This window comes from Streptomyces sp. NPDC006739 (genome assembly GCF_042869815.1).
Lineage (GTDB): Bacteria > Actinomycetota > Actinomycetes > Streptomycetales > Streptomycetaceae > Streptomyces.
The window spans coordinates 216,978-239,973 of the sequence record NZ_JBIAGM010000005.1 but is presented as its reverse complement, the minus strand read 5'-3'; the positions used below and the strand labels follow the sequence as shown (position 1 = coordinate 239,973).

Here is a 22,996-nt window from a genome sequence, read left to right as displayed (position 1 = left end):
GGGGTCCTCAGCCCTTCCCGAGCAGCAGGCGGGCCTCGCCCACCGTGATGACCGAACCGGTGACCAGCACACCGCCGCCCGCGAACTCGCCCTCCTCCTCGGCCAGCGTGATCGCGGCCTCCAGGGCGTCGGGCAGCCGCGGTTCGACCTGGACGCGGTCCTCCCCGAACACCTCGACGGCGATCGCGGCCAGCTCGTCCGCGTCCATGGCGCGGTGCGAGGAGTTCTGCGTGACGACGACCTCGGCGAAGATCGGCTCGAAGGCCTCCAGCAGCCCCCGCACGTTCTTGTCCCCGCTCGCCCCGACCACGCCGATCAACCGGCTGAAGTCGAAGGCCTCGCCCACGGCCTCGGCGGTGGCGCGGGCGCCCGCCGGGTTGTGGGCCGCGTCCAGGACGACGGTCGGCGAGCGCCGTACGACCTCCAGACGGCCCGGCGACGACACGGCCCCGAAGGCCTTGCGCACGGTGTCGACGTCGAGGGGCTCGGGCCGCTGGGAGCCGACGCCGAAGAAGGCCTCCACGGCGGCGAGCGCGACGGCCGCGTTGTGCGCCTGGTAGGGGCCGTGCAGCGGGAGGTACACCTCGGGGTACTCGCCGCCGAGGCCACGCAGGGTGAGGAGCTGTCCGCCGACGGCGACCTGGCGGGCGACGACGCCGAACTCCAGGCCCTCCCGGGCCACGGTGGCGTCGACCTCGACGGCCTTCTTCAGGAGCACCTGGGCCGCGTCGACCGGCTGCTGGGCCAGGATGACCGTCGCGTCCTGCTTGACGATGCCGGCCTTCTCGGTGGCGATCTCGGCGGGCGTGTTGCCCAGCCGGTCGGTGTGGTCGAGGTCGATGGGGGTGACGACGGCGACGTCACCGTCGATGACGTTGGTGGCGTCCCAGGAGCCGCCCATGCCCACCTCGACGACGGCCACGTCCACGGGCGCGTCCGCGAAGGCGGCGTACGCCATCCCGGTGAGCACCTCGAAGAAGGACAGCCGGAACTCCTGCTGGGCGTCGACCATCCCGACGTACGGCTTGACGTCCTCGTACGTCTCGATGAACCGTTCGGCCGAGATCGGCGCGCCGTCCAGGCTGATGCGCTCGGTGATCGACTGCACGTGCGGGGACGTGTACCGCCCTGTGCGCAGCTCGAAGGCGCCGAGCAGGGCCTCGATCATGCGGGCGGTGGACGTCTTGCCGTTGGTCCCGGTGATGTGGATGGAGGGGTACGACCGCTGCGGCTCCCCCAGCACGTCCATCAGCGCGGCGATCCGGCTGACGGAGGGCTCCAGCTTGGTCTCGCCCCAGCGGGTGGCCAGCTCCGCCTCGACCTCGCGCAGGGCCTTGTCGACCTCGGGGTCCTCGGGCCGCGCGGGGACGTCCCCCTGCGGCGGGCCGCCCTGGGTGCGCAGGGTGCGGCTGCCGGCCTCGATCACCGCGAGGTCGGGGTCGCGGTCGGTCGCCGCCTCGATGATCTCGTCGAACGAGTCGGGGGAGTCGAGCGGGTCGACGGGGTCGGGCTGGTCGCTGTTGCCGGGGAGGTCACTCACGGGGCCAGTCTACGGAGCACCGGTGACAGACGTACGCAAAGGCCCCCGGAGCCCGACCGACGGCTCCGGGGGCCTCGCCGGCGTACCACCTCCGACGTGGACGGACCGGTCGCGTGCCTACGCCTGCGGCAGCCGCTCCAGCTGGGCCTGGATGCGGGCGATGTCCTCGTCCGCCTTGGCCAGCCGCGTGCGGATCTTGTCCACCACGTTCTCCGGGGCCTTCGCCAGGAACGCCTCGTTGCCGAGCTTCGCGTTCGCCTGGGCCTTCTCCTTCTCGGCCGCCGCGAGGTCCTTGGCGAGGCGCTTGCGCTCCGCCGCGACGTCGATCGTGCCGGACAGGTCGAGGGCCACCTCCGCACCGGCCACCGGCAGGGTCGCCGTGGCCGTGAAGGACTCGCCCTCCGGCTGCAGACGCAGCAGCTGGCGGATGGCGGCCTCGTGCGACGCCAGCGCCGTGCCGTCCAGCGTCAGCCGGGCCGGGACCCGCTGGCCGGGCTGAAGACCCTGGTCGGCGCGGAAGCGGCGGACCTCCGTGATGACCGACTGGAGGGACTCGATCTCCTTCTCGGCGGCCGGGTCCCGGAAGCCGCCCGGTGTGTCGGCACCGGGAACGGACACGGCCTTCGGCCACTCGGCGACGACGAGCGACTCGCCACCCGTGAGGGTGGTCCACAGGGTCTCCGTGACGAACGGGACGACGGGGTGCAGCAGCTTCAGGGTGACGTCGAGGACCTCGCCGAGAACCCGCTGGGAGACCTTCGCCGGCTCGCCGCCCGCCTGGAACGTCGTCTTGGACAGCTCGACGTACCAGTCGAAGACCTCGTCCCAGGCGAAGTGGAACAGCGCGTCCGACAGCTTGGCGAACTGGAAGTCCTCGTAGAACGCGTCGACTTCGGCGACGACGGAGTCGAGGCGGGAGAGGATCCAGCGGTCCGTCGACGACAGCTTCGCCGCGTCCGGCAGCGGGCCCTGGACCGTGGCGCCGTTCATGAGGGCGAAACGCGTGGCGTTCCAGATCTTGTTGGCGAAGTTGCGGGAGCCCTGGACCCAGTCCTCGCCGATCGGCACGTCGACGCCCGGGTTGGCGCCGCGCGCGAGGGTGAAGCGGAGCGCGTCGGAGCCGTACTTGTCCATCCAGTCCAGCGGGTTGACCGCGTTGCCGAAGGACTTGGACATCTTCTTGCCGAACTGGTCGCGGACCATGCCGTGCAGGGCGATGGTGTGGAACGGCGGGGTGCCGTCCATCGCGTACAGGCCGAACATCATCATCCGGGCGACCCAGAAGAAGAGGATGTCGTAGCCGGTGACCAGGACGGAGTTCGGGTAGAACTTCGCCAGCGAGTCGGTCTGTTCGGGCCAGCCGAGCGTGGAGAAGGGCCACAGGCCGGAGGAGAACCAGGTGTCGAGGACGTCGGTGTCCTGGTGCCAGCCCTCGGTCTCGGTGCCGGGCGGCTCCTCGTCGGGGCCGACGCAGACGGTCTCGCCGTTCGGGCCGTACCAGACCGGGATGCGGTGGCCCCACCACAACTGCCGTGAGATGCACCAGTCGTGGAGGTTGTCGACCCAGTCGAAGTACCGCTTCTCCATCTCCTGCGGATGGATCTTGACGCGTCCGTCACGGACCGCGTCGCCCGCCGCCTTCGCCAGCGGACCGACCTTGACCCACCACTGCATGGACAGGCGCGGCTCGATGGTGGTCTTGCAGCGCGAGCAGTGCCCGACGCTGTGGACGTACGGCCGCTTCTCGGCGACGATCCGGCCCTCGGCGCGCAGGGCGGCGACGATGGCGGAGCGGGCCTCCAGGCGGTCCAGGCCCTGGAAGGGGCCGTGCGCGGTGATGACGGCGTGCTCGTCCATGACGGTGAGGGACGGCAGGTCGTGGCGCTGGCCGATCTCGAAGTCGTTCGGGTCGTGGGCCGGGGTGACCTTGACCGCGCCGGTGCCGAACTCGGGGTCGACGTGCTCGTCGGCGACGACCGGGATGGAACGGTCCGTCAGCGGAAGCTTGATGAGCTTGCCGACGAGGTGCCGGTAGCGCTCGTCGTCGGGGTGAACGGCGACGGCGGTGTCACCGAGCATGGTCTCGGCACGGGTGGTGGCGACGACGATCGTGTCGTCCCCCTCCCCGTACTTCATGCTGACCAGCTCGCCGTCGTCGTCCTGGTACTCGACCTCGATGTCGGAGATGGCGGTGAGGCAGCGCGGGCACCAGTTGATGATGCGCTCGGCGCGGTAGATCAGCTCGTCGTCGTAGAGCCGCTTGAAGATGGTCTGGACGGCCTGGGAGAGGCCCTCGTCCATGGTGAAGCGCTCGCGCGACCACGCGACGCCGTCGCCGAGGCGCCGCATCTGACCGCTGATCTGCCCGCCGGACTCGGCCTTCCACTGCCAGACCCGCTCGACGAAGGCCTCACGGCCCAGGTCGTGCCGGGACTTGCCCTCCTTGCCCAGCTCCCGCTCGACGACGTTCTGCGTCGCGATACCGGCGTGGTCCATGCCCGGCTGCCACAGCGTCTCGTGGCCCTGCATGCGCTTGCGGCGCGTGAGGGCGTCGATGAGGGTGTGCTCGAAGGCGTGCCCGAGGTGCAGCGAGCCCGTGACGTTCGGCGGCGGGATGACGACGGTGTACGGCGGCTTGTCGCTCTTCTCGTCCGCCTCGAAGTAACCCCGCTCCACCCAGCGCTCGTACAGCGGCCGCTCTACATCGGCCGGCGCGTACTGGGTCGGCAGTTCGGTGTCGGGCGCTGGTGGCTGCTGCTGAGCGTTCTCGGTCACGGGCTCAGTTTAGGGGGGACGCGGGGCAGTCCTGAAACGCGTTTGTTCTGTAACGGTGCGCCCCCCGGTGCCGTGTGCCCACCCCGGCTGGGCCAGGATGTCAGGAACACATAAGGCATCTGGAGGGGAACCCAGAAATGAGCAACAACCAGCCGGGCCCGTACGGGGGGCCGCCCCAGCAGCCGGGCCCTTACGGCCAGCCGGGGCAGCCGGGTCCCTACGGGCAGCCGGGTCCCTACGGCCAGCAGCCGCAGGCCCCGCAGCCCGGTTACGGCTACCCCCAGCAGGCCCCTCCGGCACCGCCGCAGCCCCAACCGCCGTACGGCTACCCGCAGCAGCAGCCTCCGGCCCAGCCCGGGTACGGCTTCCCGCAGCAGGGCATGCCCCCGCAGCCGAACCCGTACGGCCAGCAGCCGCCCTACGGTCAGCAGCCCCCGTACGGCCAGCAGCCCTACGGCGCCGTCCCGCAGCCCCCGGCCCCCGGCGGCGGCAAGAAGACGGGCCTGATCATCGGCGCGGTCGCCGTGGTGGCGGCCGTGGCGGTCGGGGCGTACTTCGTGCTGGGCGGTGGCGGCGCCGCGGCCATCAAGGACGACGGCCCGCACAAGCTGATCACGCCGCAGACGGTGCTCGGCGGGGAGTACACCAAGTCCGCCGACGGCGGCTCGGTGAGTAACGACGACCTCGACAACTTCAAGAAGGTCGGCGTCCAGAACGCCCAGGCCGTCCAGGCCGGCTACAAGGCCGGTACCGGTCTCACCAGCAAGAACCTGACGTTCGAGGGTGCGTACGGCACGATCAAGGATCCCGAGTCCGCCGTCGACGCGATGTTCGCCAAGATGAAGACGGAGTCCGAGAAGAAGGACAACACCAGCGGGACGACCAAGGGCAAGCTCGTCGGCTCCCCGCAGGCGTTCTCGCCGTCCGGTTTCAGCAACGGCGTCATGAAGTGCCAGGAAACCCAGGTCACGAACAACGACTCGCAGGCCGGCGTTCCGAAGAACATGAGCGTGCCGTTGTGCATCTGGGGTGACCACAGCACGGTCGCCATGGTCCTGTCGTTCGACGTGGCCTCCCTGGCCAGCGGCAAGGGCATGAGCATGCAGGACCTGGCGGAACTCGGCGCGAAACTGCGCAACGACGTCCGCGTCAAGGCCTGACGGCCGCAGGACACACGGAGGGGCCCCGGTCGCGGTCGACCGGGGCCCCTCCGTGTGTCTCCCGTACGGGCTGACGCCCGCTACGCCGTCTTCTGCTCGCCCGGCCCCCGGCCCCGCGCGTCCCGCGGGATCAGGGTCGGGTTCACGTTCGAGTGGACGACGTCCGCCGTGATGACGACTCGGGCCACGTCCTTGCGGGACGGCACCTCGTACATCACGGACATGAGGACCTCCTCCATGATGGCCCGCAGGCCACGCGCGCCGGTCTGGCGGAGGATGGCCTGGTCGGCGATGGCCTCCAGGGCCTCGCGCTCGAAGTCCAGCTCCACGCCGTCGAGTTCGAAGAGGCGCTGGTACTGCTTGACCAGGGCGTTGCGCGGCTCGACCAGGATCTTGAGCAGGGCCTCGCGGTCCAGGTTGTGGACCGAGGTGATGACCGGGAGGCGGCCGATGAACTCGGGGATCATGCCGAACTTGACAAGGTCCTCCGGCATGATGTCCTCGAAGACGTCCTTGGACTGCAGCTCCCGCTTGGAGCGGATCGTGGCGCCGAAGCCGATGCCCTTGGCGCCGGCCCGGGCCTCGATGATCTTCTCCAGACCGGCGAACGCGCCGCCCACGATGAACAGCACGTTCGTCGTGTCGATCTGGATGAACTCCTGGTGCGGGTGCTTACGGCCGCCCTGGGGCGGAACCGAGGCCGTGGTGCCCTCAAGGATCTTCAGCAGGGCCTGCTGGACGCCCTCGCCGGAGACATCGCGGGTGATCGAGGGGTTCTCGCTCTTGCGGGCGACCTTGTCGATCTCGTCGATGTAGATGATCCCGGTCTCGGCCTTCTTGACGTCGTAGTCCGCCGCCTGGATCAGCTTGAGGAGGATGTTCTCGACGTCCTCCCCCACGTACCCCGCCTCCGTGAGCGCGGTCGCGTCGGCGATCGCGAACGGGACGTTCAGCATCCGGGCCAGCGTCTGGGCCAGCAGGGTCTTGCCGGAGCCCGTGGGGCCCAGCAGGAGGATGTTGGACTTGGCCAGCTCGATCGCGTCGTCCCGGCCCTGGGCACCGCCGTTCTCGCCGGCCTGGACCCGCTTGTAGTGGTTGTACACCGCGACGGAGAGGGCCTTCTTGGCCGGCTCCTGGCCCACCACGTAACCCTCGAGGAACTCGTAGATCTCGCGGGGCTTGGGAAGCTCCTCCCAGCGCACCTCGCTCGTCTCGGCCAGCTCTTCCTCGATGATCTCGTTGCAGAGATCGATGCACTCGTCGCAGATGTACACACCGGGCCCTGCGATGAGCTTCTTGACCTGCTTCTGGCTCTTGCCGCAGAACGAGCACTTGAGCAGATCGCCGCCGTCACCGATGCGTGCCACGGTGTGCTTCCCCTTCGCCTGGGAGACGCCTGGACGCTACGAGTCCAGCGGCTCCTGGTGCTGCCTTATGTCCGACGGTACCTTGCCGGGGCCCCCGTTCGGGCCCCCCTTGGCATGGTTCACTTTGACGTGCACCGTGCCAAGGGCGGCACGGAACTCCGCTCCGGGTCAGCGGACGTCGGCGTTGTTCATCTTCCGGGTGGAGATGATCTGGTCGACGAGGCCGTACTGCAGCGCCTCCTCGGCCGTGAGGATCTTGTCCCGCTCGATGTCCTCGCGGACCTGTTCGATGGGCCGGTTGGAGTGCTTGGCCAGCATCTCCTCCAGCTGCGTCCGCATCCGGGCGAACTCGTTGGCGATGATCTCCAGGTCGGACAGCTGCCCGCGGCCGGTGGAGCCGGCCGGCTGGTGGATCAGCACGCGGGAGTTCGGCAGCGCCATGCGCTTGCCCGGCGTACCGGCGGCGAGCAGGATGGCCGCGGCGGAGGCCGCCTGGCCCATGCAGACCGTCTGGATGTCGGGCTTGACGAACTGCATGGTGTCGTAGATCGCCGTGAGGGCGGTCATGTCACCACCGGGGCTGTTGATGTAGATCGAGATGTCCCGGTCGGGGTCCATCGACTCCAGGCACAGCAGCTGCGCCATGACGTCGTTGGCGGAGGCGTCGTCGATCTGGACGCCGAGGAAGATCACGCGCTCCTCGAAGAGCTTCGCGTACGGGTCGTACTCGCGGATGCCCTGGGAGGTGCGCTCGACGAAGCGCGGGATGACGTAGCGGCTGTCGGGGCGCGGCCCCTCGTGCAGGCCGCTGGCGGCGCCGGGGAAGTCGTTCATGTGCGTATTCACCGTCCTGGTGGCGTTCTGGGGAGTGGAGTCTCGGCGGAGCGAGGCGATGCCGGGCCGGTCAGGCACCGGTGCCGCCGCCTCCCGGAACACCGGAGGCGTGCGTGATGATCTCGTCGATGAGGCCGTACTCCTTGGCCTCCTCCGGCGTGAACCAGCGGTCGCGGTCGCCGTCGCGGATGATCGTCTCCACGGTCTGACCGGAGTGCAGGGCGGTCAGCTCGGACATGCGCTTCTTGGTGCGCAGCAGGTACTCGGCCTGGATCTTGATGTCCGAGACCGTACCGCCGAGGCCGGCGGAGCCCTGGTGCATCATGATGTCGGCGTGGGGCAGCGCGAAGCGCTTGCCCGCGGTACCGCCGGTGAGCAGGAACTGACCCATCGAGGCCGCCATGCCCATGGCGATCGTGACCACGTCGTTCGGGATGTACTGCATGGTGTCGTAGATCGCCATGCCGGCCGTCACCGAGCCGCCGGGGCTGTTGATGTAGAGGTAGACGTCCTTGGTCGGATCGGCGGCGAGAAGCAGCAGCTGTGCGGTGATCTTGTTCGCGATGTCGTCGTCGACCTGCTGGCCGAGGAAGATGATCCGCTCGCCGAGCAGCCGGTTGTAGACCTGGTCGCCGAGGCCACCACCGAAGGAAGGCTCGCCGGCGGCTGAAGGCATCAGATTCGTCACGTATCCACCTGCTCGTCTCAACGACGGCGCCGGGGCCGTCTCACGTGTTCCCTACGGGTCCTGCCGGGGGCTTCAGGAGACTCCCCTGCCCCCGTACTCATGGACCCTAACGCGCGGGTCCCTTCGGGGAATCCCGCGAAGGGGGGTGTTCGCCGGGGGCGTAGCGCGAGGGGCTCCGCCGGGACGGGGCGCGGTCCGGGGGGCCGAGCCGCGGTCGTACGGCCCCCGCGGCCCCTTCGGGCCGGCCGTCGCCCGCGTACGACACGGGCCCCCGGGGACATTCCCCGGGGGCCCGTCGTACGTCGCGGAAGACGCCGTGGGCTCAGCCCTCGGTCTTCTCCTCGGCGGACTCGGTGGAGTCAGCGGACTCGGCCGACTCGGAAGCCTCGGCCGCCTCCGCCGTCGCCTCCTCGGTCTCGTCCTCGTCGTCCAGGTCCACGATCTCGCCGTTGGTGTCCTTCACCGTGGCGGCCTCGACCACGACGGCCAGGGCCTTGCCGCGGGCGACCTCGCCGACGAGGAGGGGCACCTGGCCGCCCTCGACGACGGCCTGGGCGAACTGGTCGGGGGACATGCCGGAGGAGGCCGCGCGCCGCATGAGGTGCTCGGTCAGCTCCTCCTGGTTGACGTTGAGCTTCTCCAGCTTGACCAGCTCGTCGAGGACGAACTGGGTCTTGATGCCCTTGACCGCGGCCTCGCGGGTCTCGGTCTCGAACTCCTCCTCGGTCTTGCCCTGGATCTCCAGGTACTTCGCGAGGTCGAGGCCCATCTGGCCGAGCTGGTGGTGCTCCAGGTTGTGCTTGCGGGTGTTGATCTCGTCCTCGAGCAGCTTCTCGGGGACGGGGACCTCGACCAGTTCGAGCAGCTTGTCCAGGACGCGCTCCTGGGCCTGGGTGGCCTGGTCGTACTGCTTCATGTTGGCCAGGCGCTTGCGGCTGTCGGCCTTCAGCTCGTCCAGGGTGTCGAACTCGGAGGCGAGCTGCGCGAACTCGTCGTCCAGCTCGGGCAGTTCGCGGGCGGCGACCTGGGAGACCTTGACGGTGACCTCGGCCTCCTTGCCCGCCCCGGTGCCGCCCTTCAGCTCGGAGGTGAAGGTGGCCTCGCCACCGGCCTCCAGGCCCTTCACGGCCTCGTCGATGCCCTCGAGCAGTTCGCCGGAGCCGATGGTGTAGGAGACGCCGTTGGCGACGCCGTCCTCCAGCACCTCTCCGTCGACCTTGGCCTCCAGGTCGATCGTGACGACGTCGCCCTCCTCGGCGGCGCGCTCCACCGGGGAGGTGGACGCGAAGCGCTCGCGGAGCTGCTCGACCGACTTGTCGACGTCCTCGTCGGTGACCTCGACGGCGTCGACCTCGACCTCGATGCCGGAGTAGTCCGGGATCTCGAGGGACGGGCGGATGTCGACCTCGGCGGTGAAGTTCAGCGTCTCGCCGTCCTTCAGCTCCGTGATGTCGACCTCGGGCTGGCCCAGCGGGCTCAGTTCGGCCTCGTTGACCGCCTCGGTGTAGAACTTCGGGAGGGCGTCGTTGACGGCCTCCTCCAGCACCGCACCGCGGCCGAAGCGCTGGTCGATGACCCGGGCCGGGATCTTGCCCTTGCGGAAGCCCTTCACCGTGACCTGCTGGTTGATCTTCTTGTACGCCGCGTCGAGGCTGTCCTTGAGCTCCTCGAAGGGCACCTCGACAGTGAGCCGAACCCGGGTCGGGTTCAGGGTCTCCACGGCGCTCTTCACGGTTCGGTCTCCTTGTGGCTGACTTCTTGGTTTCTGCCGGAGCCAGACAGGTCCGGCGGATTTGGCCGCCCGGAGGAGTTCGTAGGCCGAGTGGGCCGGGACACACGGGCGCGCAGCTTGCATAGTAACCGCAGCCGCTCGGCGCCCCCAAAAGGGCGATCTTCACGGTGACGTGCGTCAGTGGTCGGGGTGGCGGGATTTGAACCCACGGCCTTCCGCTCCCAAAGCGGACGCGCTACCAAGCTGCGCCACACCCCGTCTGGTGCGACACGTAGGGTACATGCCCGGGCCGGATGCGTCGGCCGCTTTACCGCGCGGCACCGCCCATGACAGCGCACCGCCGCAACGCGTTGGCCTACCCGGCCTACGACCCGCTACGATGCCTGCAGTGCCGCGGTCGCCCGACCTGCGGCGCGCGCATGCGGGCGTAGCTCAATGGTAGAGCACTAGTCTTCCAAACTAGCTACGCGGGTTCGATTCCCGTCGCCCGCTCCGCAGGGGCGAGGCCCAGGCGAGACAGTGGAATGTCTCCCTGGGCCTTCGTCGTGTTCCGGGCCGGGGGCGGGCGTTCCCGGGAGCGCGTGGCGGTGGTCAGAGTAAGCTGAAAAACGGGCAAACCTCCCCGTAGCGGTGCCGCCGCAAGGAGAGCGGAATGATCCATTCAGCCGATATTCGCGAGTGGCGCGACCAGGACGTGATCGACCCCAGGGGACGCAGGATCGGAGCCCTGGAAGGGGTCTACGTGGACACCATCACCGACTCGCCGGCCATGGCCACCGTCCGTACCGGAATGCCGACTCGGCAGCGGCTGGTCTTCGTGCCCCTCGACGAGGCGACGCTGGGCCCCGGGTACGTGAAGGTCGCGCACGGAAAGGCGCTGGTGAGGAAGGCGCCGTCGATCGGCGTGGACGACGTCCTGCCGGTCGAGCGGGAGGAGGAGGTCTTCAAACACTACGCGAGGCCCTATGAGCGCGGTGCCGACAGCGGGCGCCGGCTCGCGCGCCGCTGACCGGCCGCGCCTTCGTCGCGAGAGCTCGAGGACGGACTCACCATGGTGCTTTTCCTGTTGCTGATCCTCGTGGCCGTCGCCCTGGGAATCATCGGCTCGGTGGCGAAGGGGCTGTTCTACCTGCTGATCATCGGGATCGCGGTCTTCGCGGCCGACCTGATCCTGTCCGGCCTGCGCTGGTCCCGGCGCTCCCGGCGGCACGTCGTCCGGTGACGCCGCCGCGGGCCCGGCGTCTCGCCGGTGCTCGCGGCGGACGACACCTCGTGCTCCCCCCGTCGTTCCGGCCGCCGGTCAGAACTTGATCCTGCTGATGGTGTCCGCTATCGAGGTGAGGAACCGGTTGATGGACGGAGCCATGCCGCTGGAGGCGAGGAAGAAGCCGAAGAGCACGGCGACGATCGCCGGCCCGGCCTTGATGCTCTTCCCCCGGATCAGCACCACCAGGATGATCGCCAACAGCACCACCACAGACAGCGAAATGGCCACAACTGATCACACCCTCGGTCGGTCCCGCTCTCCCGGCCCTGGGGTACGGCCCGCACCCCCGCCAGAACCATCGTGCCACCAACCCGGCCCCCCTATGCGGCCCGTGACGGAACGTTGTCCGAGCCCAGGCCGTGTGCGACCCGCCGCACAGTAATGCGACGGCATACCCGGGCGCCGAAGTGACCGTGAGAGACGGGGAATTGCGCGGCTTCGTTTCGCTGTCCACACATCACGTTCGCAGGTGATTCGAATTCTCGGCGCAGACACAACGCTATGCACCAATTAGTTGGGATTAATCGGTACATTCAGGATGAAAAGCCGGTCCGAGTGGCATCCCTGTGTGCCCACCATCACGTCGGCGCAGAGGCCGAGTTCGGCAATTGGGAGGTGGTCGAAGCCGATAACCCGGAATGGCTGTGGGAGTTTTACGAAATCCCACGGCCGACGCTAGGGTGCCTCGGATGTCTGACGCCGCCCCGCCCTCCGGCCAGAACCGCAGACCGCTCCCCCCGGCACGGTCACCGGCCCGGGGAGTGCCCGGTCCGCGCACCCCGGCGCGGGAGGACAGACCGGCCAAGCAGCGTGACGCGTTCTTCGACAACGCCAAGTACCTGGCGATCGTGCTGGTCGCCATGGGGCACTCGTGGGAGCCGCTGAAGGGCGACAGCCGCGTCCTGGAGGGCCTGTACACGGTCGTGTACGCCTTCCACATGCCGGCGTTCATCATCATCTCCGGGTACTTCTCCCGCAGCTTCGACATGCGCCCGGACCGGCTGAAGCGGCTGATCACCGGCGTCGCCGTGCCGTACGTCGTGTTCGAGACCGCCTACTCGCTCTTCAGGCGGTTCGTCGACCACGACCCCGGCCAGGAGATCAGCCTGCTCGATCCCTGGTACCTGACCTGGTTCCTGTGCGCCCTGTTCGTCTGGCGGCTGACCACACCCGTCTGGAAGCTGGTGCGGTGGCCGCTGCCGCTCGCCGTCGGCGTCGCCATGCTGGCCGGCGTCACCCCCAGCATCGGCGACGACCTCGACCTCCAGCGTGTCCTGCAGTTCCTGCCGTACTTCGTGCTGGGTCTGGTCATGAGGCCCGAGCACTTCCAGCTGGTGCGCCGGCGCTGGGTGCGGATCGCCGCGGTGCCGGTGTTCGCGGCCGCCCTGGCGGCCGGCTGGTGGGCGGTGCCGCGCATGACCACCGCGTGGTTCTACCACCGTGACTCGGCGCAGGAACTGGGCGCCCCCTGGTGGATCGGCCCGCTGATGGTCCTCGCGACGCTCGGCTGCTCGCTGCTGCTGACCGCCTGCTTCTTCGCCTGGGTGCCGGGCCGCCGGACCTGGTTCACCGCGCTGGGCGCGGGCACCCTGTACGGCTACCTGCTGCACGGCTTCCTGATCAAGTTCGCCGACTACCGGGGCTGGTTCGAGCCGGCGTATCTGCACCGCCCGCTCGGCGAGATCCTGGTGACCGTCCTGGCGGCCGGCGCCGTCACGCTGCTGTGCACCAAGCCCGTACGACGGGTCTTCCGCTTCGCGATGGAACCGAGGACGGAGTGGGCGTTCAGGCCGGACGCGGACCGGCCGGCCCCCGAGCGCAGCGGCGGGGAACGCGAGCGCGAGAAGGTCAGCGCGTAGACCCCGGGACGACCGTCGCGGATCCCGGGACGACCGTCGCGGATCCCGGGACGACCGTCGCGGACCCCGGACCGGCCGTCCCGTCCAGACCGAGAAGTGTCCGCATCCGCGCGTACTTCTCGGTCAGCCGTTCCCGGGTGGGCGCGTCCAGTACGGCGAGGCGGTCCGGGTCGGCGTTGTGCGCCAGGTCGGCCTCCTTGACCAGCAGCGCGCCCGGCGTCCTCAGGATCCGCCGCGCGTACGCCGCCGGCTCCTCCCCCGCCCGCTTGGTCAGGGCGAGCACGATGGCCTTCGTACGGGGGCTCAGCGCGGCCCCCGCCAGCCACCGCTCGGACAGGGCGTCGTCCTCGACCGCGTCGTGCAGCCACCCGGCCGCGATCTGCTCCGCGTCCCCGCCTCGGGCGCGCACGCCGTCGGCGACGGCGGCGAGATGCTCGGCGTAGGGCCGGCCGGCCTTGTCCGTCTGGTTCGCGTGCGCGGCGCGCGCGAGGGCCTCGACCTGGGGCAGGGTGAGGGGGATCGGTGTCTCGGTCACCCCGCCAGTGTCCCCCGCGGCCGTGTCGGAGCCGTGCCGGAGTCTTCCCGGAGCCGCGTCGGAGCCGTGTGGGCGGACCGCCGGTCAGGCCTGCCGGCAGATCAGCAGCAGCGCCCGGTCGTCGTTGACGTCCTTGGCCACCGCCTCGATGAGGTGCCAGGCGGCGCCGTGGAAGCCGCCGGCCACATAGCGGTCGGCCTCGCCGGTGAGACGGTCCATGCCCTCGACGATGTCCCGGTCGGAGGTCTCCACCAGTCCGTCCGTGAACAGCATCAGCACGTCCCCCGGGCGCAGCGAGCCCTTCACCGGGTCGAACTGGGCGCCGTCGTACACACCGAGGAGCGGCCCCTCGGCCGCCTTCTCCTCCCAGCGTCCGCTGCCGGCACTGAGCTGCAGCCCCGGCGGATGACCGGCGGAGTACAGCTCGTAGTCGCCGGAGTCGAGGTCCAGCACCAGATGGATGGAGGTGGCGAAGCCCTCGTCCCAGTCCTGGCGCAGGAGGTAGCCGTTCGCGGCCGGCAGGAAGGCGTGCGGGGGCAGCGAGCCCAGCAGGCCGCCGAACGCGCCCGACAGCAGCAGGGCGCGCGACCCGGCGTCCATGCCCTTGCCTGACACGTCCGTCAGGACCGCCTCCAGGGTGCGGCCGCCGTTGGTACGGGCCGCGACCACGAAGTCACCGGAGAAGGACTGGCCGCCGGCCGGGCGCAGCGCCATCTCGCGGTGCCAGCCCTGCGGCAGCTTCGGCAGCTTGCTCTGCACCCGGATGCGTTCGCGCAGGTCGAAGAGCATGGTGCCGCCGCGCCGCCAGGGCACCCCGACGCGGCTGCGGAACTGGGCGGTCAACAGCCCGAAGAAGCCGCAGGCCGCGACCACCAGGACCACACCCGGGGTGACCCGGGAGGGCCCCTCGGTGTACGGGCCGAGCCGCACCGACTCCACGATCAGCGCGGTCGCCCCGGCGGCGTACAGGCCGAGCAGGCTGGCCGGACGCAGCAGCAGGCCGCCGGCGACGATGGGCAGCACCAGTGTGGCCGGGGAGCACCACACCGAGTTGGCGAGGGTCATCGCCATCAGGACGGGGATGGTCAGCAGCAGTCCGGCCAGGGCGATCCAGTCGGAGCCGTCCCCCCGGAAGTAGTCCACGGCGCTTCTGCGCATGCCGACGCGGACCCGGTGCCACTGCATCTTCCACCGGGCCGTGAACGTCTCGGCCTTCGAGCGCCGCTCTCGTCCTGCTGCCATTAGTTCGGGACCCTATCCATCGGACCAGCTGCTTGGCACGGGAGGTCCCACTTGTCCCCCGTCCGAGGTTCAACTTCACAGAGAACCGCACAGAACGCCATCCCGCTGCCGGGCGCGGGAAATTCGCTCGCCCGTCCGGCATCGCCCTGGTACGCATGGCTCATGGGCACTGACCTCGCATGGGACGGCGCGACCGGGCTGCGGACGCTCCGGCGCGACGAGCTGGACACCTTCTACGACCACCTGATCCGCGCCTTCGGCGGGGTCCCGGAGTCCGCCGAGGAGCGGGAGTTGTGGTCGGCGCTCGTCGATGTCGACCACTCGCTGGCCGCTTGGGAGGGGGAGCAGCTGGTCGGCACCGCCGGAACGTTTCCGTTCCGGCTGACCGTGCCCGGCGGCGCCCCGGTGCGCGCGGCGGGCGTGACGATGGTGAGCGTGGCCGCCACGCACCGGCGGCGCGGGATCCTGACGTCCATGATGCGGCGGCAGTTGGCCGACGTACGGTCCTGGGGGTGGCCGCTGGCCGTGCTGACCGCCTCGGAACCGGCCATTTACGGACGGTTCGGGTACGGTGCCGCGACCTACCACGTCAACGCCCGGATCGACACGAGCCGGGTACGGCTGTCGGTGCCGCCCGGCACCGACGACGTACGGCTGCGGTACGCGGCTCCGGGCGACGTCCTCGACGCGTGCGAGGCGCTGTACGCGCGTCAGGTGCCGTCGCGTCCGGGGATGGTGGAGCGGCTGCCCGGCTGGGGCCGGCTGGCGCTGGTCGATCCGGAGGCGGAGCGGGACGGGGCGTCGCCGCTGCAGTGCGTGGTGGCGGAGCGGGACGGGGAGATCGTCGGGTACGTCCGGTTCCGCGTCAAACCGGACTGGGAGCCGGCCGGGCCGAAGGGGACGGTCGTCGTCACCGACCTGGACGCGGAGGACGCGGCGGCGCACGCGGCGGTGTGGCGGTTCCTGTTCGGCATCGACCTGACGTCGACGATCGACGTACGGCGCCGGCCGCTGGACGAGCCGTGGCAGTACCTGGTGTCGGACATCCGGCGCTGCGCGCTGCTGGTACGGGACTCGCTGTACGTGCGGCTGGTGGACGTCGGGGCTGCGCTGGAGGCGCGGACGTACCAGGCGCCGGTGGACGTCGTCCTCGAGGTCGAGGACACCTTCTGCCCGTGGAACGCGGGCCGTTGGCGGCTGACCGGCGATCTCAAGGGGGCGACCTGCGCCCGGACCGAGGACCCGCCGGACCTGGCGCTCGGGGTACGGGAGTTGGGGGCCGCCTACCTCGGCGGGGTGCCCCTGCTGTCGCTGGCGGCGGCCGGCCGGGTGCGTGAACTGCGGCCGGGCGCGTCGGCGGAGGCGTCACTGGCGTTCGGGTCACCGGTGACGCCGTGGCTGCCGCACGGTTTCTAGTGCTGCGTCAGGCACTGGGCCCGGGTCAGTCGCGCTGGCAGGTCGGGCACCAGAAGAGGTTGCGGGCCGCGACGCCGGCGGTGCGGATCCCGGTGCCGCAGACGTGGCACGGCCGGTCGGCCCGGCGGTAGACGTAGACCTCGCCGCCGTGGTCGTCCACGCGCGGCGGGCGGCCCATCGCCTCCGGGGTGTGCTCGGGGCGGACGGTGTCGATGCGGTTGTCGCGGACGCCCTCGCGCATGAGGTGGACGAGGTCGCCCCAGATCGCGTCCCACTGGGCGGGGGTGATGTCCCGGCCCGCGCGGTAGGGGTCGAGGCGGTGCCGGAAGAGGACCTCGGCGCGGTAGACGTTGCCCACTCCGGCGACGATCTTCTGGTCCATCAGCAGCGCGGCGATGGTCGTACGGCTGCGGGAGATCCGCCGGTACGCCGTCCGCGGGTCGGCGTCCGCGCGGAGCGGGTCGGGGCCGAGGCGGGCGTGTACCGCGTCTTTCTCGGCGTCCGTGATGAGCGCGCAGGTGGTGGGGCCGCGCAGGTCGACGTACGAGGTGTCGTCGGCCAGGCGCAGCCGGACCGTGTCGGCCGGCGGGGGCGCGGGGGCGTCGCCGAAGCCGACCTTGCCGAAGAGGCCGAGGTGGATGTGGACCCAGTCGGTGTCCCGGAAGCCGAGGAAGAGGTGCTTGCCGTGGGCTTCGGTGCGGGTGAGTTCCGCCCGGTCGAGCAGGGCGGCGGCGTCGGAGAACTTGCCCTGGGGGCTGCTCACCCGCGGTGCCGTGCCCAGGAAGCGGTCGGCGTAGTCCGACGCCAGCCGGTGGATGGTGTGCCCCTCTGGCACGTGCTCGTTCCTTCCAGCCCCCGAGGGGTCTCAGGGGTCCTCAGTCGTGCTGCGGGTGGTGCGCGGGGACCGGGGGCAGTTCGCCCGTCGTCTCGTACTGCGCCAGCATGTCGATGCGGCGGGCGTGGCGCTCGTCACCGGAGAACGGGGTGTTCAGGAAGGTCTCGACGAACGTGGTCGCCTCCTCCTCGCTGTGCATGCGCGCGCCCACGGCCACCACGTTGGCGTTGTTGTGCTGCCGGCCGAGGGAGGCCGTCTCCGTGCTCCAGGCCAGCGCCGCGCGGACGCCCTTGACCTTGTTCGCGGCGATCTGCTCACCGTTGCCGGAGCCGCCGATCACGACGCCGAGCGCGTCGGGGTCCGCGGCCGTGCGCTCGGCCGCGCGCAGGCAGAAGGGCGGGTAGTCGTCCTGGGCGTCGTAGATGTGGGGGCCGCAGTCGACGGGCTCGTGGCCCGCCTCCTTCAGCCATTCGACGAGGTGGTTCTTGAGTTCGAAGCCCGCATGGTCGGAGCCGAGATAGACGCGCATGGGATGAGTGTGACACGGGTGTTTCGGGGCAGCAGCCCCGGGTGTCGGCCAGGGACAGCGGCAGAAAAACGTGAGGGAAACCATAGAACCTCAAGGAAAGCTCAAGTAACGATCCGGATTCGGAGGTTCCCGAATCCGTTCACCTCCGTTTCACTGGACCGACTCGTACACCGCTCGTACGGGCAGCTCCTACCTGGCGCAAAGGAAATCCGTCCATGACCCCTGGTTCGGGCCTCCAAGCAGGACTCAAGAACCGCCATCTGTCGATGATCGCGATCGGTGGCGTCATCGGAGCCGGCCTCTTCGTCGGTTCCAGTTCCGGTATCGCGACCGCGGGACCGGGCATCCTCCTCTCCTACGCCCTCGTCGGCACGCTCGTCGTGCTGGTGATGCGCATGCTCGGCGAGATGTCGGCGGCCAATCCGACCTCCGGCTCCTTCTCCGCGCACGCCGATCGCGCCCTCGGCCGCTGGGCCGGGTTCTCCATCGGCTGGCTCTACTGGTTCTTCTGGGTCGTCGTGCTCGCCGTCGAGGCGACCGCGGGTGCGAAGATCCTTGAGGGCTGGATCCCCGCCGTCCCGCAGTGGGGCTGGGCGCTCATCGTGATGACCGTCCTCACCGCCACCAACCTGGTCTCCGTCGGCTCCTACGGCGAGTTCGAGTTCTGGTTCGCCGGGATCAAGGTCGTGGCGATCGGCGCGTTCATCGTCATCGGCGCACTGGCCGTGTTCGGCGTGCTGCCGGGCGCGCACAGCGACAAGGCCGGACTGAGCAACCTCACCGCCCACGGCGGCTTCCTGCCCAACGGCCCCGGCGCCATCCTCACCGGCGTCCTGCTCGTCGTCTTCTCCTTCATGGGCAGTGAGATCGCCACCCTGGCGGCCGGCGAGTCGGAGGACCCGCAGCGGGCGGTCACCAAGTCCACGAACAGCATCATCTGGCGTATCGGCGTCTTCTACCTGGGCTCGATCCTGGTCGTGGTCTCGCTGCTGCCGTGGAACGACCCCTCCATCAAGAAGGAGGGCTCCTACGTCGCCGCGCTGGACTCCCTCGGCATCGCGCACGCCGGTCAGATCATGAACTTCATCGTGCTGACCTCGGTGCTGTCCTGCCTCAACTCCGGCCTGTACACGGCCTCGCGCATGGCCTTCTCGCTGGGGCAGCGCGGTGACGCGCCCACGGCGTTCGCCCGCACCACCTCCCGGGGCGTGCCGATGGCGGCGATCATCGCCTCCGTGCTCTTCGGCTTCCTCGCCGTCTTCTTCAACTACAAGTACCCGGACTCGGTCTTCCTCTTCCTGGTCAACTCCTCCGGTGCGGTGGCCCTGTTCGTGTGGCTGGCCATCTGCTTCTCGCAGCTGCGGATGCGGCGGATCATCCAGCGGGAGGCGCCGGAGAAGCTCGTCGTGAAGATGTGGCTGTACCCGTACCTGACCTGGGCGACGGCCGCGCTGATCGTCTTCGTGCTCGGTTACATGCTGACCGACACGAAGGGCGAGAGCAGCGGACGTACGACCGTGCTGCTGTCCCTGCTCGTCGCGGCGGTCGTGATCGTGATCGCCGTGGTCAAGGAGAAGCTGACGGCGGGCCGCACGGACGGGGCGGCCGCGGTGGAGGCGGCCGACAAGGTCCCCACGGCCTGAGCCGTCCTCTTCCTCCCCGCCCCGCTCGCAGTCCCACTCACAGCACGGTGAAGGTCTCCTTCACCGTGCTGTACGTCTTCAGGGCCTGTGTTTCGATCTCCGGCCGGTACCAGGTGTTGATCTGGTACGACTTCCCGTTCGCGTCGAAGCCGAGCAGACGGGCGTGCCAGGGCACCCCGCCCAGGGTGAAGGTGTACTCCCACAGCACGGCGGGGTGGCCGTGGAAGGTCGTCGGGCCGAGGCGGATCTTGACGTAGTCCTCGCCCTGGTGGGCGTTCTGTTCCGAGGTGCGCCAGGTGTCCATGAGGTCGCCGCGGGCGAGGGAGGACTTGGCGGCGAGTTCCTGCCGGCCGTCGGGCGAGGTGTAGTGCACCTCGGCACCGGTCTTCTCGTCCCGCCGCCATCCCCGGGGTGTCACCCAGGCGAACCCGCCCGCCTCCCGGCGCGCGCCCGGCGGCAGGCCCGGGGGCCGGGCCGTGCCTTCGACGGTGGGCGAGGGGGCCGTGGAAGCAGGGGCCGTGGAAGGACCGGTGGATCCGGCGGTCCCGGCGTCGTTCCGGGTCCGGGGCCCGCCCGCCGACGTGCCGAGGAGCACCGCGACGACGGCGGCCACGGCGACGACTCCGAGGGCGGCGAGCAGTGCGGTACGGCGCCGGGGCCGGGCCGCGGTACCGGCGGCGTCGGGGGAGGCCGGACGGGTCCCGGCCTGGGTCTCGGCCTCGGCCTGGGTCCGGGACCGGGCGAGGGAGACGGCGGGCCCGACGGGGGGCGGTGCCGCGGCGGTCGCGGCACCGGTGCCGGCGGGATCCGGCGTCACGCGCGGACGCGGCGCCTTCCCCCTCTCCCTCTCCCTCCCCCTCCCCCTCTCCCTCTCCCTCTCCCTCTCCTTCTCCGCCTCTGCCGCGCCGCGCCGGGGCGCCTCCGCCATGTCCCGCAGGGCCTGTTCGATCCCCGGGAGGGGTGGCCTCGCCGCGGGGTCCTTCTGCAGCAGCGCGGCCAGCACCGGGCGCAAGGGGCCGGCCGCCGAGGGGAGTTCGGGCTCCTCGTAGAGGACGGCGTGCAAGGTCGCCAGAGTGGTGTCGCGGGAGAACGGGGAGTGGCCGGCGAGAGCCGCGCAGAGCGTCGCGCCGAGGGACCAGACATCGGAGGGCGGCCCCTGGGGGCGGCCGGAGACGCGCTCGGGGGCCATGTAGTCGGGGGAGCCGACCAGCATGCCCACCATGGTGAGCGCCTTGGCGTCCTGGATCGCCGCGATGCCGAAGTCGGTCAGCACCACCCGGCTGCCGCCGTGTTCCACCAGGACGTTGCCCGGTTTGATGTCCCGGTGCAGCACTCCCCCGGCGTGCACCTGGCGCAGCGCCGCCACCAGCCCGAGTCCGAGGTGTGCCGTGCGGTGCGGGTCGAGCGGGCCGTCCTCGGCCGTGATCTGCTCCAGTGAGCGGCCGACGACCAACTCCATGACGATCCACAGGCGTTCGCCCTCGTCGACGACGTCGTAGACCCGGACCACGTGGGGGTGGTCGATCCGGGCGGTGGCCCGTGCCTCGCGCAGGGCGCGCTCCCGGCGGGTACGGGAGTCCTCCGCGTCCAGGCCGTCGACGCGCATCTCCTTCACGGCCACCAGCCGGTCGAGTATCTCGTCGACGGCCCGCCACACGCGGCCCATTCCCCCCTGCCCGATGCTTTCGACCAGCCGGTACCGCCCGGCCACCAGCATCCCGGGAATCCCTCCCCTGCCCGAATTCCCCGCCAATTCGCGCACCCCCTTCAACGCCCACCCCAGCGGAAACACAATGGTCACACTTCATGCCGTACCAGCATAGTGCGGAGAAATCTTGTGGTACCTCTTCAAGTACTGCGAATTCAGGCGCAGTCCAGGGGGTTGCAAGGGGGACGAACATGAGTTCTCGTCGTTTGACGGCCATCGCGGGATCACTGGTCACGGCATCTTTCTCCGCCGTGATGATCCTCGCCTGCACGGCCGTCGCCGATGACCAGGGACCGGGAAGCGCCAAGGGGGGAAAGGCGGTTGACGAGGCTCCGGCGGGGGTGAGGCCGAGCACCACGCTGCCGTCACGGATCTCGGTCGACAACAGCTCACGAAAAACGGCGATCAACGCCACCGTGAAGAACGGCGGAAGCAAGGAAAGCGGGGATATCCGACTCCTGGTCGTCGGTTTCGGCGGGCTGAGGGTCACCCATGTCCAGGGCTGCTCACCGCTCGACCGGAAAGAACTGCCGGCCGGGGCGAACAGCGGCTTCGCCTGCCCGGTCGGCGCACTCGCGCCCGGCGGGTCCAGGTCCTACTCCGTCGACGCCACCTACGACCTCGGCCGGCGGGGGAAGATCTGTCTGCCCGTACAGAGCGCCGACGGGAGGCAGACCTACTGGCAGCAGGGCCCGGTGCCCTTCGGTACGACCAACCCGTCACCGAACGCCCCGGCCACCCCGCTGCTGCTCGGCACCGACAACAAGCCCGCCGCGCCGGGCGGCGACCAGCTGCCCCGGACCGGCGTGGACGGTGACGTACTGCCACTGGGCGCGGCCGGCGCCGCGCTGATCGCCGCCGGAACGGCCGGCCTGTGGTGGACCCGGCGGCGCCAGGAGACCTGAGGGGCCCCGCACGACGCCGGAACGCGGAAGAGGTCCGCCAGAGCGTGGCCGGCTCCGGCCTGGCGAACCTCTTCCGCGCGAGGAATACGGCGTCAGCGCTTGTCGACGAGCTTCCAGGCGGCGGGCAGCACGCCCATCGCCAGGGCGGCCTTCAGGGCGTCGCCGACCAGGAACGGGGTGAGGCCGAGCGCGATCGCCTGCGACGCGGACAGACCGGCGGCCAGGGCCAGGTAGGGGACGCCGACGGCGTAGACGACCGCCTCGCCCAGGATCATCGTGCCGGCCATGCGCCACACGCCGCGGTCGGCGCCCCGGCGGGCCAGTGCGCCCACCACGGCGGAGGCGAGCAGCATGCCGAGGACATAGCCGAAGGAGACGGCGCCGGCGCCGGAACCGGCGTCCGCGAACCACGGCACGCCGGCGACGCCCGCGAGCGCGTACAGCGCCAGGGAGAGGAAGCCGCGGCGGGCGCCCAGGGTGGTGCCGACGAGCAGGGCGGCGAAGGTCTGGCCGGTCACCGGCACGGGCGAACCGGGCACCGGGACGGCGAGCTGGGCGGCGAGTCCGGTGAGCACGGCGCCGCCGAGGACGAGCGCGGCGTCGCGCACGCGGGACGCGGGCAGCAGGTCGGCGAGGACGACACCGGGACGGGTGGTCGCGGTGGCGGTGGCGGTGCTCATGGGGACTCCGCGGGTGTGGGCGGGCTGGGACACCGCGACGCTATACCGGCGGGCCTGAGCCGATCACCGTCAGCGCCCGACAAAGGGAGGAACCGGGCCTTGGTGGGCTCCTGACAAAAAGTGCCGGTTACACCGAACACGAGGTGACGCCGGTCACGGAGGCAGGGACGTTTCGCTCACCTCGCGGCTTCGAGCGGGACTGTCGGGTCCCGCCAAATGAATCCGAGCGGTCTGGTCGGATTCACCTTCTTGGGCCTACCCTTCCAGGCATGGTTGCCCAG

General features: G+C 70.3%; 19 protein-coding genes, 2 tRNA genes and 1 pseudogene. 8 read left to right on the top strand and 14 right to left on the bottom strand.

The window, feature by feature from the left end; translation table 11 throughout:
* Nucleotides 1-7 precede the first annotated feature (7 nt).
* Together ACFYMM_RS13500 and ACFYMM_RS13495 are read right to left on the bottom strand one after the other, a co-directional pair.
* Nucleotides 8-1,540 carry a bifunctional folylpolyglutamate synthase/dihydrofolate synthase gene (locus ACFYMM_RS13500; protein ID WP_388386018.1) on the bottom strand — a complete coding sequence of 511 codons (1,533 nt, stop codon included), beginning with the start codon at nucleotides 1,538-1,540 and terminating at the stop codon, nucleotides 8-10.
* A gap of 117 nt (nucleotides 1,541-1,657) precedes the next feature.
* Nucleotides 1,658-4,315 carry a valine--tRNA ligase gene (locus ACFYMM_RS13495; protein WP_388386017.1) on the bottom strand — a complete coding sequence of 886 codons (2,658 nt, stop codon included), beginning with the start codon at nucleotides 4,313-4,315 and terminating at the stop codon, nucleotides 1,658-1,660.
* A 137-nt stretch (nucleotides 4,316-4,452) separates the two neighbouring features.
* Between ACFYMM_RS13495 and ACFYMM_RS13490 the strand changes: the two genes are divergently transcribed.
* Entirely contained in the window at nucleotides 4,453-5,475 is a 1,023-nt protein-coding gene (locus ACFYMM_RS13490) for a hypothetical protein (RefSeq protein WP_388386016.1), read from the top strand.
* Between the two features lie 80 nt (nucleotides 5,476-5,555).
* Here the strand turns inward: ACFYMM_RS13490 and clpX are convergent, their stop codons facing one another.
* The 5 genes from clpX to ACFYMM_RS13465 all read right to left on the bottom strand — a co-directional run bounded on the left by clpX (nucleotide 5,556) and on the right by ACFYMM_RS13465 (nucleotide 10,354).
* Complete coding sequence (clpX, locus tag ACFYMM_RS13485; RefSeq protein WP_388386015.1) at nucleotides 5,556-6,842, bottom strand: ATP-dependent Clp protease ATP-binding subunit ClpX; 1,287 nt, start codon at nucleotides 6,840-6,842, stop codon at nucleotides 5,556-5,558.
* Nucleotides 6,843-7,010: 168 nt separating this feature from the next.
* Nucleotides 7,011-7,676 (bottom strand): ATP-dependent Clp protease proteolytic subunit, encoded by a 666-nt coding sequence (locus ACFYMM_RS13480; protein WP_388386014.1) that lies wholly within the window; start codon nucleotides 7,674-7,676, stop codon nucleotides 7,011-7,013.
* 70 nt (nucleotides 7,677-7,746) lie between these two features.
* Nucleotides 7,747-8,352 (bottom strand): ATP-dependent Clp protease proteolytic subunit, encoded by a 606-nt coding sequence (locus tag ACFYMM_RS13475; protein WP_388386230.1) that lies wholly within the window; start codon nucleotides 8,350-8,352, stop codon nucleotides 7,747-7,749.
* Between the two features lie 334 nt (nucleotides 8,353-8,686).
* On the bottom strand, nucleotides 8,687-10,096 hold the full coding sequence (gene tig / locus ACFYMM_RS13470) for a trigger factor (protein ID WP_388386013.1): 1,410 nt from the start codon (nucleotides 10,094-10,096) through the stop codon (nucleotides 8,687-8,689).
* Between the two features lie 181 nt (nucleotides 10,097-10,277).
* Nucleotides 10,278-10,354: transfer RNA gene (locus tag ACFYMM_RS13465), tRNA-Pro, on the bottom strand.
* A gap of 163 nt (nucleotides 10,355-10,517) precedes the next feature.
* Between ACFYMM_RS13465 and ACFYMM_RS13460 the strand changes: the two genes are divergently transcribed.
* The 3 genes from ACFYMM_RS13460 (at nucleotide 10,518) to ACFYMM_RS13450 (ending at nucleotide 11,318) form a co-directional block, all read left to right on the top strand.
* Nucleotides 10,518-10,588: transfer RNA gene (locus ACFYMM_RS13460), tRNA-Gly, on the top strand.
* 160 nt (nucleotides 10,589-10,748) lie between these two features.
* Nucleotides 10,749-11,105: a PRC-barrel domain-containing protein gene (locus ACFYMM_RS13455; protein WP_388386012.1), complete on the top strand. Its 357-nt coding sequence runs from the start codon at nucleotides 10,749-10,751 to the stop codon at nucleotides 11,103-11,105.
* 42 nt (nucleotides 11,106-11,147) lie between these two features.
* On the top strand, nucleotides 11,148-11,318 hold the full coding sequence (locus ACFYMM_RS13450; protein ID WP_388386011.1) for a hypothetical protein: 171 nt from the start codon (nucleotides 11,148-11,150) through the stop codon (nucleotides 11,316-11,318).
* A gap of 78 nt (nucleotides 11,319-11,396) precedes the next feature.
* Here the strand turns inward: ACFYMM_RS13450 and ACFYMM_RS13445 are convergent, their stop codons facing one another.
* Nucleotides 11,397-11,591, bottom strand: a complete 195-nt coding sequence (locus ACFYMM_RS13445) for a hypothetical protein (protein WP_388386010.1) — start codon at nucleotides 11,589-11,591, stop codon at nucleotides 11,397-11,399.
* A gap of 461 nt (nucleotides 11,592-12,052) precedes the next feature.
* On the opposite strand from ACFYMM_RS13445, the gene ACFYMM_RS13440 reads away from it, so the two are divergent.
* Nucleotides 12,053-13,222 carry an acyltransferase family protein gene (locus ACFYMM_RS13440; protein ID WP_388386009.1) on the top strand — a complete coding sequence of 390 codons (1,170 nt, stop codon included), beginning with the start codon at nucleotides 12,053-12,055 and terminating at the stop codon, nucleotides 13,220-13,222.
* Between the two features lie 79 nt (nucleotides 13,223-13,301).
* Here the strand turns inward: ACFYMM_RS13440 and ACFYMM_RS13435 are convergent.
* Nucleotides 13,302-13,757: pseudogene (locus ACFYMM_RS13435) on the bottom strand (HD domain-containing protein); the annotation flags it as partial.
* Nucleotides 13,758-13,841: 84 nt separating this feature from the next.
* The gene (locus ACFYMM_RS13430; protein ID WP_388386008.1) at nucleotides 13,842-14,999 is read right to left on the bottom strand and encodes a PP2C family protein-serine/threonine phosphatase; all 1,158 of its coding nucleotides are present in this window, start codon (nucleotides 14,997-14,999) and stop codon (nucleotides 13,842-13,844) included.
* A 162-nt stretch (nucleotides 15,000-15,161) separates the two neighbouring features.
* Between ACFYMM_RS13430 and ACFYMM_RS13425 the strand changes: the two genes are divergently transcribed.
* Nucleotides 15,162-16,415 (top strand): GNAT family N-acetyltransferase, encoded by a 1,254-nt coding sequence (locus ACFYMM_RS13425; protein ID WP_388386007.1) that lies wholly within the window; start codon nucleotides 15,162-15,164, stop codon nucleotides 16,413-16,415.
* A gap of 25 nt (nucleotides 16,416-16,440) precedes the next feature.
* On the opposite strand, the gene ACFYMM_RS13420 is transcribed toward ACFYMM_RS13425, so the two are convergent.
* Together ACFYMM_RS13420 and ACFYMM_RS13415 are read right to left on the bottom strand one after the other, a co-directional pair.
* A complete protein-coding gene (locus tag ACFYMM_RS13420; protein ID WP_388386006.1) occupies nucleotides 16,441-17,250 on the bottom strand; it encodes an Fpg/Nei family DNA glycosylase in 810 nt (269 codons plus the stop codon).
* Between the two features lie 40 nt (nucleotides 17,251-17,290).
* On the bottom strand, nucleotides 17,291-17,779 hold the full coding sequence (locus ACFYMM_RS13415) for a ribose-5-phosphate isomerase (protein ID WP_388386005.1): 489 nt from the start codon (nucleotides 17,777-17,779) through the stop codon (nucleotides 17,291-17,293).
* A 215-nt stretch (nucleotides 17,780-17,994) separates the two neighbouring features.
* On the opposite strand from ACFYMM_RS13415, the gene ACFYMM_RS13410 reads away from it, so the two are divergent.
* Entirely contained in the window at nucleotides 17,995-19,422 is a 1,428-nt protein-coding gene (locus ACFYMM_RS13410; RefSeq protein ID WP_388386004.1) for an amino acid permease, read from the top strand.
* A 37-nt stretch (nucleotides 19,423-19,459) separates the two neighbouring features.
* Here the strand turns inward: ACFYMM_RS13410 and ACFYMM_RS13405 are convergent, their stop codons facing one another.
* Nucleotides 19,460-21,139: a serine/threonine-protein kinase gene (locus ACFYMM_RS13405; protein ID WP_388386003.1), complete on the bottom strand. Its 1,680-nt coding sequence runs from the start codon at nucleotides 21,137-21,139 to the stop codon at nucleotides 19,460-19,462.
* A 182-nt stretch (nucleotides 21,140-21,321) separates the two neighbouring features.
* Between ACFYMM_RS13405 and ACFYMM_RS13400 the strand changes: the two genes are divergently transcribed.
* Nucleotides 21,322-22,035: an LPXTG cell wall anchor domain-containing protein gene (locus tag ACFYMM_RS13400; protein ID WP_388386002.1), complete on the top strand. Its 714-nt coding sequence runs from the start codon at nucleotides 21,322-21,324 to the stop codon at nucleotides 22,033-22,035.
* A 92-nt stretch (nucleotides 22,036-22,127) separates the two neighbouring features.
* On the opposite strand, the gene ACFYMM_RS13395 is transcribed toward ACFYMM_RS13400, so the two are convergent.
* Nucleotides 22,128-22,715 (bottom strand): biotin transporter BioY, encoded by a 588-nt coding sequence (locus tag ACFYMM_RS13395; RefSeq protein ID WP_388386001.1) that lies wholly within the window; start codon nucleotides 22,713-22,715, stop codon nucleotides 22,128-22,130.
* Nucleotides 22,716-22,996: the final 281 nt, after the last annotated feature.